This window comes from Austwickia sp. (genome assembly GCA_016699675.1).
Classification (GTDB): domain Bacteria; phylum Actinomycetota; class Actinomycetes; order Actinomycetales; family Dermatophilaceae; genus Austwickia.
In genome coordinates this window covers 2343317-2358279 of the sequence record CP064985.1, presented here as the reverse complement: position 1 = coordinate 2358279, position 14963 = coordinate 2343317, and the positions used below count along the sequence as shown (strand labels likewise).

The window sequence follows — 14963 nt, the reverse complement described above, 5'->3', positions numbered from 1 at the left end:
GTTTCTCGGGCGGCGCTGGGCCGACGCAGCCCGGCAGGTACCGTGCCGACGGCTCGCTCAACGGCCGCACGGCCTGGAACTACAAGCTGCAGGACCTCGTCGGTGTCCGCAGCTACGACAACACCAAGAAGCCCTGGTCGGGCGTCGACGTCTCGCCGTACAACACCACCGCCGGCAACGGCCTGGGCGGCACCTTCACCTCGGGCACCACCCGCATGTCTCCCAAGGCCGCGGTGGCTGGCGCGCTGGCGACCGCACCGGGCGCGAGCGGGCAGGCGGTCGTGCAGGCCGCGTCAAAATACCTCGGCGTCCCGTACGTCTGGGGCGGCACCACCGCCGCCGGACTCGACTGCTCGGGGCTGGTGCAGAAGGCGTACGGCGACCTGGGCATCACGATGCCGCGGGTGGCCGCCGACCAGGCCCGGATGGGCACGCCGGTCGCCTCGCTGGCCCAGGCGAAGCCCGGCGACCTCCTCGCCTTCGGCAGCCCCGTGGACCACATCGCGATCTACGCCGGCGACGGCAAGATGATCGCGGCGCCCCAGCCGGGGGAGAACGTCAAGGTCCAGAGCGTCTACGCGACGCCCGTCGCGATCCGTCGGATCGTGTCGGACGGCGACGCCGCGGTGCGCCTGACGGGCGCCTCTGGCCCGGCGGGGGCCTCGGGGGTTCCCGCGGGTTCCGCGCTCGCCCAGGCGCCGACGCAGTACGCCGCGTTGTTCCGGCAGGCCGAGGCCAAGTACGGCGTGCCGGCGACCCTGCTCGCGGCGGTGGCCAAGCAGGAGAGCGCGTTCAACCCGAGCGCGGTCAGCTCCGCGGGCGCCATCGGACTCATGCAGATCATGCCCGCGACGGCGAGCGGGCTCGGAGTCAATCCCCGAGACCCGGCCCAGGCCGTCGACGGCGCCGCCCGGCTGCTCCGCGACGGACTCAAGACCTTCGGGTCGACCTCGCTCGCGCTCGCGGCGTACAACGCCGGGCCGGGCGCGGTGCAGCGGTACGGGGGCATCCCGCCGTACGCCGAGACCCGTGACTACGTCCGCCGCATCACCGCCGACCCAGGAGTCACCGCATGACGATCCGCATCGTGCAGGACCCGACGACTCCCGTGGCGGCAGGCGCCTCAGGCTCTGCGGGGGGCGCCAACCAGCCCACCGACGACGGCTTCGCGGCGGCGCTGCGGACCAAGCTGCGCTCCGACGAGCGCCCCGAGCCGGACCCGTCGGCCCGACAGACGGCAGCCCGCGCCCGGCACGCCGAGCAGCGGTCGACCCACCGTCCGGACGCGCCGCGAGCACGCGCGGCGGAGGATCAGGCTGCGGCACGCGACCACCGGGTGTCGTCCGCGAACTCGTCGATCGAGCAGGAGCAGGAAGCGCGCGTCGGCGGTGCATCGGCCGACGAGCAGCCCGCGACCGCTTCCGCGCAAGCGGCCGTCGCGGCTCAGGCCGCGATGGTTTCTGCGACCACGGCACCCGATTCCTCGACGGCGCCAGCCGATCCGGCGCTCGACGGGGTGACAGGGGTGGCGGCGTCGGCTCCGTCGTCCGCGGTGCTGCCGGCCCCGTCCGCCTCCTCCCTCGTGGCCGCGGCCAACGCGGCCCAGGCCGAGGCCGCCGCCGTCGCATCCGCCGAGATGGCCGTCACGACGCAACTCCAGCAGTCGGCGGTCGGCCAGGCGATCATCGACGCCGAGACAGCCGCAGCGCGCGGTCCGATCCCCACTGCGGCCGTCACGCCAACCGTCGTTCCCGCCGTCGCCCCGCCGGTCCCGCGGCCCACCGACCTGGTGACGGCTGTGACCGAGGCGGCCATCGTCGGCTCGGCCGGCGAGGTCGGCCCGCTTGCGGACCCGTTGTTCCGGGCCGCCGCGGAGCTCGCCGCCAAGACGGCCCCGGTCGACCCGGCGGCCCCGGACGCCGGTCCGGTGGCGCAGGAGATGCGGTCCTCGGCCTTCGGCGGTGCGGCGATGCTGGGGGGTCGGCCGTACGCCGAGCCCTCCGGCGGCAGCACCGGCACCGCCACCGCGGCCGATGGCGCCGCGGCCCAGACTGTCGCGTCGCCGTTATCGGCGCCCGCGCCCCTGGTCGCGCCCGACTCGATCGGCGCCGCTAGCGGCGCCGCGTTCCCGGCGCCCGTGGCGACAGCTCCTGCCGGAGCGGGCACGCCGGACGTAGGGTCGTCCTCGGCGGTGGGCGCGGCGGGTGGTTCGTCGATCGACGGCGCGTTGGCGACGGGCCTGGCGGGCGGTCCGACGGCCGGGACCGGCACGGACTCAGGAGCGCCGAGCCTCGCGCTCAGCGACCCCGCGGCGCCGTTCGCGCCGCCGGAAGCCGCAGCGGCGCAGCACGCCGTGGCTCGCGCGGTCGTGGACTCCGCCCTCGCGGAGAAGCCCCTGACCGAAACCCGCCTGACGGAGACCCCCTCGGCCGCGGCTCCCGCGGCGACTGCACCGGAGCCGGTCAGCGCCGCGCCGGACAAGGCGGCTGCACCGTCGGCCCCACCGGCCTCGGCAGCGCGTCCCGCCGAGCCGGCGGCGCCACCGCCCGCGCCGGTGCCCGCCCCGCCCGCACATGCCCCCGCGGTCACGCCCGCGGCTCCCAGCACGCCGGCGGCGGCCCCGCCGCCGGCGGTCCACAGCCAGATCCTGTCGGCGGTCACCCCGGCTCTGCACCGCCGCGACGGCTCGTACAGCGTGGAATTGCAACTCGACCCGGCGAGCCTGGGTCGGGTGCGCGTCCAACTCGCCATCTCCGGCGGGGAGGTCTCGCTGCAGCTGGCCTCCGGTGACGCAGCGACGCGCGACCTGCTGCGCCAGCACATGGACCAGCTCCGTCAGCAGCTCGCGGACTCGGGCTTCGGCCGCTCGTCCGTCGATGTCGGCGACGGGTCGCGCGGCAACCCTTGGCAGGACGCGCAGGGCCGCCAAGCCGCAGCTCAGGCCGGCCAGGGGCAAGGTCAGGGCCAAGCCCAGGGACAACAGGCGGGCCGGGGCGGCCCGGGTGCGCGCACCCTTGCCGATCAAGGGCCCGCCGACGAGCACGATCACCACGAGCAGGTGCGCCGCGCGACCCGGGAGAACCGTGGCGACGGCCCACTCGACGTACATGTCTGAGCTTGTAGCCGCACGCGGTTTCCGTCTGCGGCACGGCGTTCAACCGAAGGGAACTTCATGACCATCAGCGGCGACGTCTCGGGGTCGACCTGGGACCCGACGTACAAGGGCGTGACGATCGACGGCAAGACGTACAAGCCGCCGACGACCGAGTACCTCAAGGACAAGGACGGAAACCCCGTCCTGGACAAGTTCGGCCGACCGGTCGTGGTCACCAAGCCCGCCGAGGGCATGGAGAGCTTGACCGGCCGCAACACGAAGGGCAAGTCGCAGACCGAGTTCGACGGCGAGACCTTCCTCAAGCTGCTCGTCACCCAGCTGAAGTTCCAGGACCCCAGCAAGCCGGCCGACTCCAGCCAGATCATGCAGCAGACCGCGACCCTGTCGATGGTCGAGCGGATCAACCAGATGGTGACGTCGAACGAGAACATCCAGAAGACGTACACGTCCATGCTTGCCGAGCAACGGATCTCGTCTGCGGTCGGGCTCGTGGGCCGCACCGTGGAGTACGTTCCCGATGCCGCCAAGCCCGACGACAAGGCCACCGGGATCGTCGATTCCGTCAAGTTCGACGGGACCGGGCCGATTCTGTCCGTAGGTGGCAAGAGCGTCCCCTACCAGGACGTCACCCAGGTCAAGGCGGCCACCGCGCCCAGCGGCACGCCGTCGACCACGAGTCCGACCACGGGCTCGCCCACCGCCTGAGCGGCCCCCCACGCCTCGGCAGCACGTTTCACCGCATCACCCGCTGGCAGCAGGGCCTGAAGAGGGCTCGCCTCAGACGAAGGACACCACACCCCATGCTTCGTTCGATGTACTCGGCCGTCTCCGGTCTCCGCGTCCACCAGACCATGCTGGACGTGACGGGTAACAACATCGCCAACGTCAACACGTTCGGGTTCAAGACCGGCCGCGCCGTGTTCGAGGACAACCTGTCCCAGATCATCCGCGGCGCGTCCGCGCCCGTACCCGCAGCGGGCGGGGGTCCCGGCGTCGGCGGCATCAACCCCGCCCAGGTCGGCCTCGGCGCCCGCCTCGGTGCGATCACCAACATCTTCAGCCAGGGTGGTCTGCAGGTCACGAACCAGACCACGGACCTAGCCATCCAAGGTGATGGCTTCTTCATTGTCGAGAAGGCAGGGGCGAACTTTTGGACGCGTAACGGCGCGTTCAACTTCGACACCGACGGCAACCTCGTGACCAGCAATGGCTCGTATGTCCTCGGTTACGAGTTCTTGGCAGGTAACGCAGTGACATCCGGTATGACGAAGGACGAGATCTCGACCGCGCTCAAAGACAACGCGTCCGCACTCAAGGAGGGCGCGCCCCTGGATCCCGCCAGCACCTCGGACAAGGACCTGCCCGTGGCGCAGCGAATCATGCTCCCCAGCGCCCTCGCGGCGCTCGCGGACGACCCCAACATCGGGACGATGCCGCAGGAGTTGCAGGATGCGGCGGCGGCGTGGAAGACGTATATGGAGAACGGCGGTAAGCCAATCTCGATGGAGTCCTTCCAGATCAATCCTGATGGCAAGCTCGTCGGGTCGTTCTCTGACGGCACGAAGCGCATCTTCGGCCAGGTGGCGCTGACCACGTTCAATAACCCGCCCGGCCTGGAGAAGGTCGGTGGCTCGATGTACCGGCAGACGACGAACTCGGGCGTACCGGAGACCGGCCGCGCGGCGAACAGTGGTCGCGGCACGATCGAGTCCGGAACGCTCGAGATGAGCAACGTCGACCTGGCCCAGGAGTTCACCAACCTGATCGTCGCCCAGCGCGGTTTCCAGGCGAACTCCAAGGTCGTCAGCACCTCCGACGAGGTGCTCTCCGACCTCATCCAGATGAAGCGCTGATAACGCCAGCGCGCCACATCTTCGCAGCTCAGGGCGACGCGTCCACCGGTAAAGGTGGGCGCGTCGCCTTGTGTCGCAACTCAGTTCACCAGGTCGGCTGTCGATAGGACTGTGCAGGCCGCCAGGCGGCCGACCTCAGCACGACTCCACGGATGGATACCCATGATCACTGTGACGCGGCGGAACGGTACGACGTTCGCGCTCAACCCCGATCTCATCGAGCGGGTTGAGGCGACGCCGGACACCGTCGTGACCCTGGTCAGCGGGACGAAATACGTCGTGGCGGAGAGCGTCGACCAGATCGTCGCCGAGGTCTGCAACTTCCGCGCCGCCGTCCTGATGGCGTCGGCCTCGCCGCAGGTGGACACGGTGCCCCCGGTCCGGCTGCACTCGGTCTCGACGACGGAGCGCTGACGTGGATCTCGGAACGATTGTCGGTGTCGGCCTGGTGACGGTGGCCGTCTTCCTCTCGGCCATCCTCGACGGTGTCGCCATCAGTCACCTGCTCCTGCCGGCGCCGCTGGTGCTGATCTTCGTCGGTGGCTTCGGCGCCTCCGCGGGTGGCCTGCTGATGTCCGAATACGGCACCGCGCTCAAGAGTCTGCAGCGGGCGTTCACCGCGAAGGCGCCCGACGGCAGCCAGCTGGTCGAGGTCATCGTCAAGATGGCCGACCGCGCCCGTCGCGAGGGCCTGCTCGCGCTCGAAGACATGGCGAAGGAGATCGAGGACCCCCTGCTCAAGGAGGGGATCCAGATGACCGTCGACGGCACGGACGCGGCCGAGATCGAAGAGCTGCTGCAGATGCGCATCGACTCCAAGAAGGACCAGGACAAGATCGCAGTGGCGTTCTGGGAGTCCATGGGTGGCTACGCCCCCACGATCGGCGTCGTCGGCGCCGTCCTCGGCCTGATTCACGCCCTCGGCAACCTCGACGACGTCGCGGCGCTCGGCGAGATGATCGCCTCCGCGTTCGTGGCGACCATGTGGGGTGTGTTCGTGGCCAACGGCTGGTGGCTGCCGCTGTCCGCCAAGCTCAAGCGCCTGTCCCAGCTCGAGGTGAAGAACATGGAGATGATCGTCGAGGGTGTCCTCGCGGTCGCCGCCGGCACCTCGCCGCGGGTCGTCGAGCAGAAGCTGCGCAGCTCCCTGCCGGCCGGCTCCGGCAAGGGCAAGGACGCGAAGGCGGCCTGACATGGCGAAGAAGAAAAAGGCGCCCGAGGCGGAGGCGCACGCCAACCACGAACGGTGGATGATCAGCTACGCCGACATGCTCACGCTGCTCCTGGCGCTGTTCATCGTCATGTTCGCGATCAGCAAGGTGGACCAGCAGAAGTTCATCGAGTTCGCCCAGGGTGCCAACCAGGCGTTCGGGGGCAACGGGCAGGTCGTCCTCAACGGGCAGGGCGGCTCCGAGATGGGCTCCGACGGGATCATGCAGAACAACAAGCCGCCGGCCACCGACGGCATGGCCGTGGACCCCGGCAAGGCCTCCCAGATGATCGCCGCGGAGCAGGCCCGCCAGCAGGCGCAGGCCGCGGAGAAGCAGCGGCTGGAGGGCCTCAAGCAGCAGCTCGACAAGGAGCTCGCCCGCAAGGGCCTCAAGGAGGCCGTGCAGATGTCCATCGACGAGCGTGGCCTCGTCGTCAACATCATCACGGACAAGGTGCTGTTCGACACCGGACAAGCGACCCTGCGCAGCGACGGCGTACAGGTGTTGGACCTCATCGCGCCTACCGTCAAGGCCCTGCCCAACAAGATCGCCGTCGAGGGGCACACCGACAACGTGCCCATCAAGACCGCGCAGTTCCCTTCCAACTGGGAGCTGTCCCAGGCGCGCGCCGCGAGCGTTCTGCAGCGGTTGATCGCCGACGGCCTCGATCAGGGCCGACTGTCGCTGGCGGCCTACGGCGAACAGAAGCCGATCGACAGCAATGCGACTGAGTTCGGCCGGTCCCGCAATCGCCGCGTCGCGATCGTCATCCTGGCCAACATCGCGCAGCCCTTGGCTGCCCCGACCCCGATCGCTTCGCCCGCGCCGGCCGAAGCGCCCTCCCACTAGCCCGGAGATTTCACGGCGGTGAGCGTGCCGTGACGTGAAAAGTGCCCTTGAGCTGCGAGGATGTCGATTGTCTAGGCCGATATCCGCGTGGTTCGAAGGGCACTTCCCAGGTGAGTAAGCGTAGCGGTCCCTATCCCCTTGTCCGAGTCGACACCGCGGCAGTGCCCGCGGTCGCGCACGCGGGGGGTGTGCTGCTGACCCGGACCGCGACCACCTCCGGGCTGGTCGGGGCGTTGAGTGCGGCGCTGACGCCGTGGCGTAAGTCGCTGGCCCGGCATGACCCGGCCAGGTGCTGCTCGATCTGGCGATCTCGCTGGTCCTGGGTGGGGACGCCTGCCGTGATGTGGCGCTCATCCGCTCCGAGCCGGGCCTGTATGGCCTGGTGGCCTCTGATGCCACGATCTCGCGCACGATCGCGGCCCTGGCCGGCGACGTGGCCGCCGTGGAGAAGGCCGTGGACGCGGCCCGAACCGCGGCCCGCGCCCACGTGTGGCATCGGGCCGGAACCCATGCCCCGAACCACGCAGCCTCAGCAACCGATCCGCTGGTCATCGACCTTGACGCGACGCTGATCACGGCCCACTCCGAGAAGGAGAACGCCGCCGCCACGTTCAAACATGGCTACGGCTTCCACCCGCTGTGCGCCTTCCTCGACCACGGCAAGACGGGCACCGGCGAACCGCTCGGCATGCTGCTGCGAGCGGGGAACGCTGGGTCGAACACGGCCGCTGACCACATCGCCGTGACCAAGACGGCGCTGGCGGCGGTGCCCGGGATCAACCCCTCCCGGCCCGGCAAGAAAGTCTTGATCCGCACCGACGGCGCCGGTGGCACCCGGGAGTTCCTGACCTTCCTGGACCGGCGCGGCCTGTCGTACTCCATCGGGTACACCCTGCCCACCAGCACGCCCCAGCTGTACGCGCTGATCCCCGAGACCGCCTGGCAGGTCGCCCTCGACGCCGACGGCGACGTCCGGGACGGCGCGGCCGTCGTCGAGCTCACCGACCTCCTCGCGGCTAAGGGTCTCCTCACGGGGTACCCGGCCGGGATGCGGGTCATCGTCCGACGCGAACGACCCCACCCCGGCGCCCAACTCCGCTTCACCGACGTCGAGGGGTACCGGCTGACCGCTTTCGTCACCAACACGACCCGTGGGCAACTGGCCGACCTGGAACTACGCCACCGGCGCCGGGCCCGCTGCGAAGACCGGATCCGCATCGCCAAAGACACCGGCCTGACCAACCTGCCCCTGCAGGGCTTCGCCCAGAACCGAATCTGGCTCCTGATCGTGCAACTCGCGAACGACCTGATCGCGTGGATGGGCATGCTGGCCTACCCCGAGCACCGATGCCCGCCGCTGGGAACCCAAGACGCTACGGCTGCGGCTCTTCACCATCGCAGCCACCCTGGCCCACACCGGTAGGCAACGCCTGCTCCACCTCAAGGTCACGGCGCCCTGGGCGGGACTCTTCACCACCGGATGGGACCGCCTCGCGATCCTGGCCCCGCCCTGAGCAACGCCACCACCCCGCCCCGACAACCCGCAACACAGCCCTCGTCCGTGGAAGACGACGCCCACCGGAAGCGCCGCCCCGGGACATTGTCATACCCACCGGCCAGAATCAGCCCCACCGAGGCGTCAACGACGGCCCGGCCCCCACCAGCAAGCCCCCATGCAACATCCGGGCTAAGCGTTGCCGTTGGGCAGGAGCTTGAGGACGTGCTGCGGCAGCTGATTGGCCTGGGCCAGCATGGAGACGCCGGCCTGGGCGAGGATCTGATCCCTCGTCAGCTTCGACATCTCCAGCGCCATATCCGCGTCGCGGATGCGGCTCTCAGACGCGGCCATGTTCTCCTCACCGACGCTGGCCGACCTGGCGGCGTGTTCCAGCCGGTTCTGGTAGGCCCCGATGTCCGCGCGACCCCGGCTGACGATGTCGATGGCCCGGTCGATCATGCCGAGGGCCTCGCTGGCCCCCGACGGCCACGACGTCGTCGTGGGCGGAACGGTCACCGTCTGCTTCGGGATGGTCACCGTCGTCTTCGGGATGTACGAACCGGTGCCGAAGCCCGTACTCTGCCCTCCCGTCTCGTACGACGTGCCGCCCGTCGTGTAGGAATATCCGGGCGTGGTGGTGCTGCCCCCCTCCTTGGTGAGGTCCACCATGCCGACGAGGATCTCGGACGCGTGGTAGCCGAGGAACCGCTCGGGCTTCGCCGGGATCTCAGGGATCTCGGGGCGACCGGCGTACCCGGGGTCAACTTGCTCCCACGACGAACCCACACCAGTGAGGCTGACCTGTCCGTAGCCGGGCGTTTGGGACTCCACGATGAGGTTCACGTCGTTGAAGTACTGGGGGCCTTCGATGCTGTACGACGACGTCCGGGCCGTGAAATTGGCGGCGAATCCGGCATCCTGCTGAAGCACGGCGACGAGCTCCGTGACCGACGTCGGCCCCGGAGTCGGCATGACGACGGCGACCGATTTCTTGACGCCCGCCACCGTCTGCTGAATGGAAACCGTGGAGCCGGCGGCTGGGAGACCCTTATCGACGTCCCACAGAGCCGTCGCGGCGGGCAACGGCGGAACCGCAGGAACCGCTGGGACCAGCGGAGTCGCCGGAATCCGCTGGCTGTAGATGTCGACCTGCATGGTGTCGCCGGCGTTGGCGCCGATCTGCAATTGCTTGTCGTGGAAGCTGCCGTTCAGAAGTGTCATGCCGTTGAACTGAACACCGTCGGCGACGTGATCGATCTCGGCGGTGAGCTGATTCATCTCGGCCTGAATCTGGCGGAGGTTCTCCGCGCTATTGGTGCCGTTCGCGGCCTGCACGGCCAGCGTGCGCATGCGTTGGAGCAGCGCGTGCGTCTCGGTGAGCCCGCCATCGCCGGTCTGCATGACGGATACGCCGTCCTGGATGTTCCGCTGCGCCTGATTCAGGCCGTTGACCTGGGTGCGGAGCTTCTCTGAGATCGCCAGCCCCGCGGCGTCGTCAGCCGCGCGATGGATGCGCAGGCCAGAGGACAGCTTCTCCAGCGTGCTATCCACCCGACTTTGGGTCTTCTTCAGGTTGTTGTACGCCGCCAGCGCCGACATGTTGGTGTTGAGTACGACGCCCACCCGAAGCTCCTCCGCCGTTCCACGAATCCGTCCCTGGACCCGGCAGCCGAGTCAGCCAGACCGCACTCCCCCATCGGCAGTGAACCGTGAACACCTAACGGTGCGGTAAGCGGGACTTACTCGATTTTGCCGAACCCCAGCTGCCCTCCGCCAGCAGGAGCAGATCCACGAAGATGGGCGCCGAACACGCGCCTCCGCCGGACTGGACGTCCTCGGCCATGTGCGGGCTGTCATCTCGGTCGAGGCGCTGGCGCACAGACGTGGAGACCGATCCAGCGAGAAGCCTCGGCGAGCTCGTAGTCGTACGTCACGAGCTCGACCGCCTCCACCCGCAAGGCCGTCGCCAGGTGGATCGCGTCGGCACTGCACAGTCGCCACATCGAGCTGGCCGCGCGCCAGGTCGGCACGCTCGACATCGATGACCGTCAGCCCATCGAGCACCGCCTGCACGTCTGCGGGATCGATGGCCGACCGCCGCTGAGCGGCGCTGCGCATCTCGGCGTGCAGTGGCCACGACGCGACCAGCCTGTCGCCTCGCGCGGCGGACCTGGTCAGATCGCTTGCCAAGACCGGCGACTCGGCCTCCTCCACGAGCTTCAGGGCCGCAGATGTGTCGACGTACCGGATCACCGGTCGCCGCGCAGATCATCGAGAATGCTGCGCGAGGACTCGCCGACCGCCCGAGTCACCACGGTGAAGTCAACGGACGATGTGCGCGGCGGCCGCGTCCGTCCCGATTCATCGAGCCGATCGGGTTCGGATCGCCCGGGAGGCGACAGGACCGCAACGGGCACGCCGCGATTCGTGACGAGCAGAGCCTCCCCGCCCGCCACTCGCGCGAGCACCGCGCTGCTCCTTTTACGGAGCTCCCGATGGGTAATGGACTCCACGGAAACCTCCATGACCTCGCAGCGAATGCTCGCCTCGTGCTCCAGACCGAGTATGTAGCTCTCGTAGCACTCGTAGCACTCAACGGCATGTCCGGAGGACCGTCCATCGTCACGGCGTCAAACAGGTCTCGCGCGGCTCATCCACACCCCGCGTCGTCGCGCTGAGAGATCCACAGGCCTCGACTCACGACCGGCGCCGCCGGCCGACCCTGCTCGTAGGCTTCCCGAAGCCGGGCCACCGGCGGATAATCCCGCGCATGGGAAGGAGTGACGCGATGAGTATCGTCACCGCCGCGCTGCAGCAGTGGACGATCGAGGATTGGCACGCCGAATTCAGCCACCGCGAGGACGGCCGGTACGAGCTGGTCCGCGGCCGATCGATCATGACCCCCACCGAAGCCAACCGAAACCTGTCGTCTGGAGCCGCCCTCCTGGCCCTGCTGCACCCCCGGCTCAAGCCTGACTGGCAAACTATCGCCAACACCAGCATCCGACTGAGCGACGTCGACCAGCCCACCATCCGCGTCCCCGACCTCACCGTCATCCGCGCCGACGTCGACCCCAACGCCTGGCTGAACAACCCCACCGACGTCGCGCTTGTGGTCGAGTTCGTCTCGCCGGGCTCCGCCGAGACCGACTGGATCGCCAAACGAGCCGAGTACGCCGCCGCCGGCATCCCCGCCTACCTCATCGTCGACGTCACCAGCAACCCGCCGTACGTCGTGCTCCTCGACACCCTGATCGACACCCCCGACGGGCCGAACTACGCCGACCCCGACACCGACGGCAGCACCGCCACCCTCCACATCGGCGACCACACGATCACCCTCACCGCCGCCGAGCTCGCGTGACAGCTGCAGCAAGGGTGCAGCTCAGGACGTGACGCACCCCCTGGCATCGTGAAATCTGGATCTCAGCGCTGACGAGGTCGCGTCGTCGCGATGCTGGCGACCGGCTGGCAACTCTCCCCTGCCTCAGACAGAAACCCGACGCGCCGACCCAACCACAAAGAAGGCCCCGCTTGCGGGTGCAAGCGGGGCCTGTCGGCACTACCGGTGATTGTGACCGCCGGGGGGCTGAGGCGGATAAGGATCTCGTGGTGCCCGCCGCGCACGCCGTACGGCCTGCGCAGCGGAAGTCAATCAGGCCGTCCGCGCGGAGCGGTCGCCGCCGTTGTCCACCCGGGTCCGCGAGGGCGCCTCGGTGGAGGTCGGCATCGAGAGGCGGTCCTTGTACGACGAGCGGGCCGCGATCTGGGCGTAGTACGCCGCCTTGCGCCGCGCCACGGCGCCACCGGCGTTGGCCGGCTCCGTGATCATCGCCGGGTCGAGCTGGGCATTCATGCCCTCGCGCAGCATCTTGAGCGCCTCGGCGCGCATCTGGGATATCCGCGACTCCGTCACGCCGAGCTCGTCGGCCAGCTCGCGCATCGGGCGGTCCTCGAAGAAGCAACCGCGGATGACGACCTGCAGGCGCTCGGGGAGCACCTCGATTGCGTCGCGCAGGTAGGCCTGCCGCTCGCGGGCGACGAGCGCCGCCTCGGGGGTGTCGGCCGTGGAGGGCAGGACGGAGTCGGCGCCGACGGTGTCGGTGATGACGTCGAGGCGCAGGACTACGGAGGAGTGCAGGTCGGCGTCGAGCCGCTCCAGCTCGGAGACCTCGACGCCCATGGCGGCGGCGGTCTCGGTGTCCGACGGACGACGGCCCAACTGCGCCGCGAGCTCGTCGTGCACGGCGTCGCGCTTGCGCACCTTGGCCCGCAGGGACCGGGTCGCCCAGTCCGCGCTGCGCAGCTCGTCGAGCAAGGCGCCGCGAATACGGCGGACGGCATAACGGCCGAACGGTACGCCGAGCGAGGCGTCGAAACTGCGCGCGGCCATCGCCAGCGCGGCCATTCCGGCGGAGATCAGGTCGTCGGTGTAGACGTGGCCCGGAAGGCGCGAAGAAATCGCGCGAACCTCGAAGTGCACGAGGGGCAGGTGCTCGCGGCACAGATCGTCGACATCGACCGGCGAGGGCGTGTCGTTGATGGCGGGGATCTCAACAGAAGCGGTCACGAATTCAAGGTAAGAAGTAGGTAAAGAAAGGTTCAAAGCCTGTCTGCACTCTGAGACCTTGCAGGTCACAGACGCGTTCTTTGCCAAAACTATACCTCTATGGACATCTGCTTAGATACAAGTATCGCCTCAAAACCGGCGTTCCCGGGGTCTCCGACCAGCCAGTTTTACCAGCCTCTTGCCTAACGGCCCCGACTCCCGGTCGGTCGTCCGATCGTAAAGGGAGGCTCTGCGTTGGGCGCGAACGCCGACGAGAAGGGAGCCGGCGGGGAGGAAGAGCGTGACCACTTCTGGACTCGCCGACACCTGGAACATCGTCCGTCTAGACCAGGCATCCAAGTCGGTTTACCAAAACTTTGCCTTGGGCAAGGATTGCTTGAATGGTCAATAGCCGGGCGCGGCCGAGCAACAAGTCCCCGACACACGACGAGAGCCTCCTGGTGATGGGGCATCCGCTCGCTCATCACCAGGAGGCTCTCGGTAAGCCAGTCGGGGGGCCTGGCCGGGCGAAATCGCCCATTCCGTGAACCTCGGAGCGGTTGGGGACCACTCCGGTCCTACATGGGACGGCTTGGGGAACCATCCCTGGCGCCTCAGCGGTGGGGACCGCCTGCGCGCCTGCCGGTCCGCCCTGGGGAGAGACGGGGTCCGGCGTATTGACCGGTGGGGGCCGGTCGATGGGTCGTCGAGGCTGGGGACCTCGGTCGACCCTCTCGACCACCGGCGGGGACCGGTGGCCCACGGGCGGCGCCGCGCGTAGCGGCGCGTCCGCGTTCAGGTGTATGGAGTTCTCAAGTCCCTCATCGGCAGGACTGGCGCGGAGTTGAGGGCTTCTGGACGCCGGCTCAAGCCGAGCGTCCGACGCCGTTGGCCGGCTGCCCGTCCTCTGGCTGCGGGGTGAGCCGATCCCGGTACGACGAGCGGGCCGCGATCTGCGCGTAGTACGCCGCCTTGCGCCGGGCCACCGCTCCCCCGACATTGGCCGGGTCCGCGAACGTGCCCGGATCCAGCTGACTGTTCAGCCCCTCCCGGAGCATCCGCAGCGCCTCGGCGCGCATCTGGCTGATCCGTGACTCGGTCACCCCGAGATCGTCGGCCAGCTCGCGCATCGGCCGGTCGTCGAAGAAGCAGCCGCGGATCACAGCCCGCAACCGCTCCGGCAGGGTGTCGACGGCGTCGCGCAGGTACGCCTGCCGCTCCCGCGCCACCAGCTGCGCCTCGGGGGTGTCGTGCGTGGCGGGCAGCACCGCATCGGCGCCGACGGTGTCGGTGATGACGTCGAGGCGCAGCACCACCGAGGAGTGCAGGTCGACCTCGAGCCGTTCCAGATCCGTGACGTCCACGCCCATCGCCTGGGCCGTCTCCGCGTCGGTGGGCCGCCGGCCCAGCCGGGCGGCCAACTCGTCGTGGACGGCGTCGCGACGGCGTACCTTCGCGCGCAACGACCGCGTGGCCCAGTCCGCGCTGCGCAACTCGTCCAGGAGCGCGCCGCGAATACGCCGTACGGCGTAGCGGCCGAACGGCACTCCCACGGTCGGGTCGAAACTGCGCGCCGCGAGGACCAGGGCCGCCATCCCGGCCGACACGAGATCGTCCGTATAGACGTGCCCCGGGAGTCGCGCCGAAATCGCGCGAACTTCGAAGTGAACCAACGGAAGATGGGCCCGGCACAACTCGTCGACGACAGTCGGGGACGAGCCGGCGACGGGCGCGCTCGAATCGATGGAAGCGGTCACGAATCCCACGTTAAGAAGGCACCTGGGGGCGGTCCAAAAGGGACCACCTAATGAGAACAAGCTGATCAGAGGCCATTTCTTTACCCTTACTATACCTAGTTGGACGCTCGTTTAGATGCAACATGGACGTC

Annotated in this window: 12 protein-coding genes and 1 pseudogene; 9 read left to right on the top strand and 4 right to left on the bottom strand. The window is 69.1% G+C overall.

Features of this window, described 5'->3' with window-relative positions:
• Positions 1–215 precede the first annotated feature (215 nt).
• The 8 genes and pseudogenes from IPK37_10790 (at position 216) to IPK37_10755 (ending at position 8542) form a co-directional block, all read left to right on the top strand.
• Positions 216–1076: a transglycosylase SLT domain-containing protein gene (locus IPK37_10790; protein ID QQS02817.1), complete on the top strand. Its 861-nt coding sequence runs from the start codon at positions 216–218 to the stop codon at positions 1074–1076.
• On the top strand, positions 1073–3115 hold the full coding sequence (locus IPK37_10785; GenBank protein ID QQR99523.1) for a flagellar hook-length control protein FliK: 2043 nt from the start codon (positions 1073–1075) through the stop codon (positions 3113–3115). Before IPK37_10790 ends, IPK37_10785 begins: the two co-directional genes overlap by 4 nt.
• A 57-nt stretch (positions 3116–3172) precedes the next feature.
• Positions 3173–3820 (top strand): hypothetical protein, encoded by a 648-nt coding sequence (locus IPK37_10780; GenBank protein QQR99522.1) that lies wholly within the window; start codon positions 3173–3175, stop codon positions 3818–3820.
• A 95-nt stretch (positions 3821–3915) separates the two neighbouring features.
• Positions 3916–4968 (top strand): flagellar hook-basal body complex protein, encoded by a 1053-nt coding sequence (locus IPK37_10775; protein QQR99521.1) that lies wholly within the window; start codon positions 3916–3918, stop codon positions 4966–4968.
• Positions 4969–5130: 162 nt separating this feature from the next.
• Positions 5131–5382, top strand: a complete 252-nt coding sequence (locus tag IPK37_10770) for a flagellar FlbD family protein (GenBank protein ID QQR99520.1) — start codon at positions 5131–5133, stop codon at positions 5380–5382.
• Between the two features lies 1 nt (position 5383).
• Entirely contained in the window at positions 5384–6160 is a 777-nt protein-coding gene (locus tag IPK37_10765) for a motility protein A (GenBank protein ID QQR99519.1), read from the top strand.
• A gap of 1 nt (position 6161) precedes the next feature.
• Positions 6162–7028, top strand: coding sequence for an OmpA family protein (locus IPK37_10760; GenBank protein QQR99518.1), 867 nt, complete (start codon positions 6162–6164; stop codon positions 7026–7028).
• 110 nt (positions 7029–7138) lie between these two features.
• Positions 7139–8542 (top strand): annotated as a pseudogene (locus IPK37_10755) (IS1380 family transposase).
• Positions 8543–8715: 173 nt separating this feature from the next.
• On the opposite strand, the gene IPK37_10750 reads toward IPK37_10755, so the two are convergent.
• Together IPK37_10750 and IPK37_10745 are read right to left on the bottom strand one after the other, a co-directional pair.
• On the bottom strand, positions 8716–10125 hold the full coding sequence (locus IPK37_10750) for a hypothetical protein (protein QQR99517.1): 1410 nt from the start codon (positions 10123–10125) through the stop codon (positions 8716–8718).
• Between the two features lie 650 nt (positions 10126–10775).
• Positions 10776–11039: a type II toxin-antitoxin system Phd/YefM family antitoxin gene (locus IPK37_10745; protein QQS02816.1), complete on the bottom strand. Its 264-nt coding sequence runs from the start codon at positions 11037–11039 to the stop codon at positions 10776–10778.
• A gap of 275 nt (positions 11040–11314) precedes the next feature.
• Between IPK37_10745 and IPK37_10740 the strand changes: the two genes are divergently transcribed.
• Positions 11315–11890 (top strand): Uma2 family endonuclease, encoded by a 576-nt coding sequence (locus IPK37_10740; protein ID QQR99516.1) that lies wholly within the window; start codon positions 11315–11317, stop codon positions 11888–11890.
• Between the two features lie 291 nt (positions 11891–12181).
• Here IPK37_10740 and IPK37_10735 read toward each other — a convergent pair whose 3' ends face one another.
• Together IPK37_10735 and IPK37_10730 are read right to left on the bottom strand one after the other, a co-directional pair.
• On the bottom strand, positions 12182–13033 hold the full coding sequence (locus IPK37_10735) for a sigma-70 family RNA polymerase sigma factor (GenBank protein QQS02815.1): 852 nt from the start codon (positions 13031–13033) through the stop codon (positions 12182–12184).
• 908 nt (positions 13034–13941) lie between these two features.
• The gene (locus IPK37_10730) at positions 13942–14769 is read right to left on the bottom strand and encodes a sigma-70 family RNA polymerase sigma factor (protein ID QQS02814.1); all 828 of its coding nucleotides are present in this window, start codon (positions 14767–14769) and stop codon (positions 13942–13944) included.
• Between the last annotated feature and the right edge of the window lie 194 nt (positions 14770–14963).